This window comes from Pararhodobacter sp. (genome assembly GCF_034676075.1).
In the GTDB taxonomy this organism is placed as follows: Bacteria; Pseudomonadota; Alphaproteobacteria; order Rhodobacterales; family Rhodobacteraceae; genus Pararhodobacter.
Map to the genome: position 1 here is coordinate 1 of NZ_JAUCCQ010000221.1, position 2,776 is coordinate 2,776.

The window sequence follows — 2,776 nt, forward strand, 5'->3', positions numbered from 1 at the left end:
CCCCGATGCGCTCCGCCCTGTTTCTTCTGCCGCTGCTCGCAGCCTGCGCCGCCACCCCGCACGAGGACAATACCCCCGAGGTCGCTGCACGCTGGAACTTCCGACCCGAGGCGGCGGAATGGAACACGGCCATGATCGAGGCGCTGCTGACCCATGGCACGGACATGGTCGAGGCGGTGCCCGCCGATGTGGAAACCTTCTGCCCCGATTACGCCGAGGCCTCGCCCAGCCAGCGCGCGGCCTTCTACGTCGCCTTCTTCTCGGGCCTTGCGCGGTTCGAAAGCACCTGGAACCCGCAGGCGGCGGGCGGTGGCGGGGCCTATCAGGGGCTTTTGCAGATCTCGCCCGCGACGGCGCGCCATCATGGCTGCGACCTGGGCGAGAACGGGCTTTACGACGGCGCCGACAATCTGACCTGCGCGGTGCGCATCGCCTCGGCCGCGGTGGCGCGGGACGGGGTTCTGGTGCAGGGCGCGGGCGGCGTGGCCGCCGACTGGCCGCCGATGCGCAACGCCGACCACCGCCGCGAGATCGCGGAATTCACCGCCGCCCTGCCGCAATGCGCCAGCTGAGCGGCGCGGGGCTGAAGGCGGCGGCGTAGGGCCGTTTCAGGCCCGGATCACTTGCCGCGCGCCGCGGGCGGGGCCGAGGGCGTGCTGGGCGTCGTGGTGGCCATGCCGGCAGCGGCGAAGCCCGGGTCGACGACCTGCTCGCGGAACTGGCGCACCACGGCCTGCCACCATTGGATGGAATCGTCGAAATTGGTCGCGGTGACCCCGCCGGCCAGGTTCACGTCCCATTCGATCGTGGCATTGTTGTTGGAGTCGAGATAGGCGGCCGAGAAGCGGCGGTCGCGGTTCCACTGGTTCATGCGGTCCATGGAATGGGCGCCGTTCGATTCCCACCAGGCGCGGAACTGGACCGAGGTGCATTCCTGATGCGCGTCGTTGCAGTTGAGGAACGAAATCGTGTAGACGATGCCGTCCATCTCGCCGCGCAGCCAGACGCCATCCTCATCTTCGCGCCGCTCGATCGTGCCATAGGCGCGGGCGAGTTCGGCGATGCGGTCGACATCATTTCCGGTAATCATCCCGTTCAGCGATTGCTGCGCCAGGACAGGGCCCGCCCCCAGAAGCGCGACCAGCGCGGGAACGGCGAAAAGGCGTACTGAAATCATGGTAATCCCTCCGAGAAAACGTTTCAGGACGCTATCACCGCGGCTTTTCACCTGACAATCAAAAGCCTGTTGATCGGGTGAAATATCCTGTGGTCCGGCTGGCTTCGCCCCGGGCGACCGGCAAGCCCCGGCCGATCAAGGGCGGGCCGCCGCCTCAGCCGCTTGCAATGCGAGGCCGATTGCCGCAAAAGGCCCGGAAGCCGGCCGGAGCGATCCGGCACGCACAAGCCGGAAACCCCGATGCACGAATACAAGGTCGTCCCCGCCCCTCAGCGCGCGGCAAAATCCAAAGGTCTGAAGACCATTGCCGACCGCTTCGCCCATACGCTGGCCGAACGGATCAACGCCGAAGCGGCGGGCGGCTGGCACTTCGTCCGGACCGAAACCCTGCCCTGCGAGGAACGCTCGCGGCTGGGCTCGGTCCGGGTCTCGCAACAGGTGGTGATGATCTTCGCCCGGGAACTGGGCGCCACGCGGCCCGACGCGGGCGCGGCACTGGCCGCGGCGCAGGGCCATGCCGCCCCGGCCGCGGAGGTGCCCGAACCCGCCGCGCCCGCCATCAGCGCGGCGCCGACCGCAACGCCGGTTGCCACGCCCCTCGCCACGCCGGTGCGCCGGCAGGAGCCGCTCTTCCGCTCGGGCGCCATGCTGCGGGCCGAGGGTGCGGCGCGCGCAGAACCCGTGCTGCGCCCCCGCGGCACCGGGGTCGAGGACGACGCGCAGGGCTGATCCGCCTGCCAGCCGCCGGGTTGCGCGCCGGTGCGCTGCGCAACCCTTTCCTTTCCCCCGCAAAAAACGATAGACTTGCGCCTCCGACTCGCGGCCCCGGTGTCCGGCAGCCCCGGGCCGGTCCGCCATGACCGAAGGCCGAGCAGCAGGCAGACAGCAGAGCCATGACCCGCGACCCGTTCAATTTCGATATCCGCGCCTCGACCGACAAGAAAAAGAAGGCGCGGGGGCGGCGCGGCATGTCCGGCGCCGTCGAGACATCGGCGCGCCAGTGCCAGCACCCCGGCTGCACCGAGGCCGGGCAATACCGCGCCCCGCGCTCGCCCGATGCGCTGGACGATTACCTGTGGTTCTGCAAGGAACACGCGCGCGAATATAACCTGAAGTGGAATTTCTTCTCGGGCCAGACCGAGGCCGAGATGCAGGATTCCATGGAGCGCGACCGGGTCTGGGGCCGGGCGACCAGCGCCTTCGGCAAGGGCGAGAACCGCGACTGGTCGCGCCACGGGATCGACGACCCCTATCAGGTGCTGGGCGAGAACGCGACGCGCAGGCGGCCCGAAACCGGCCATGCCCGCGCCCATCACACCCGCAAGCTGCCCGCCACCGAGCGCAAGGCGCTGGAGATCCTCGACGCCCGCGACACCTGGAGCCGGGCCGAGATCCGCAAGCAATACAAGAGCCTGGTCAAGGATCTGCACCCCGACCTCAACGGCGGCAACCGCGCCGACGAGGAGCGCCTGCAAGAGGTGGTCTGGGCCTGGGACCAGATCAAGGAAAGCCGCAGCTTCCGCGACTGAGCCGGGAGCCGGGTCATGCGGGGGGCCAGCCCCCCGCGCCCCCCGCCAAAGGGGACCCTCGGGCCCCCTT

4 protein-coding genes are annotated in these 2,776 nt (G+C 69.6%); 3 read left to right on the top strand and 1 reads right to left on the bottom strand.

Going from position 1 to position 2,776, the window contains the following annotated elements:
- Window positions 1–572 (top strand): transglycosylase SLT domain-containing protein (locus tag VDQ18_RS23385; RefSeq protein WP_323023257.1); only part of this gene is annotated, 572 nt, incomplete at its 5' end.
- A 47-nt stretch (window positions 573–619) separates the two neighbouring features.
- Here the strand turns inward: VDQ18_RS23385 and VDQ18_RS23390 are convergent.
- On the bottom strand, window positions 620–1,177 hold the full coding sequence (locus tag VDQ18_RS23390) for a YbjN domain-containing protein (RefSeq protein WP_323023258.1): 558 nt from the start codon (window positions 1,175–1,177) through the stop codon (window positions 620–622).
- A gap of 240 nt (window positions 1,178–1,417) precedes the next feature.
- Between VDQ18_RS23390 and VDQ18_RS23395 the strand changes: the two genes are divergently transcribed.
- Both VDQ18_RS23395 and VDQ18_RS23400 read left to right on the top strand, forming a co-directional pair.
- Window positions 1,418–1,906: a DUF4177 domain-containing protein gene (locus VDQ18_RS23395; RefSeq protein WP_323023259.1), complete on the top strand. Its 489-nt coding sequence runs from the start codon at window positions 1,418–1,420 to the stop codon at window positions 1,904–1,906.
- A 164-nt stretch (window positions 1,907–2,070) separates the two neighbouring features.
- Window positions 2,071–2,706 (top strand): DnaJ domain-containing protein, encoded by a 636-nt coding sequence (locus tag VDQ18_RS23400; RefSeq protein WP_323023260.1) that lies wholly within the window; start codon window positions 2,071–2,073, stop codon window positions 2,704–2,706.
- Window positions 2,707–2,776 lie beyond the last annotated feature (70 nt).

Coding starts and splice junctions, on each gene's coding strand:
- VDQ18_RS23390 (WP_323023258.1), bottom strand. CDS start 1,177: ATGATTTCAGTACGCCTTTTCGCCGTTCCCGCGCTGGTCGCGCTTCTG.
- VDQ18_RS23395 (WP_323023259.1), top strand. CDS start 1,418: ATGCACGAATACAAGGTCGTCCCCGCCCCTCAGCGCGCGGCAAAATCC.
- VDQ18_RS23400 (WP_323023260.1), top strand. CDS start 2,071: ATGACCCGCGACCCGTTCAATTTCGATATCCGCGCCTCGACCGACAAG.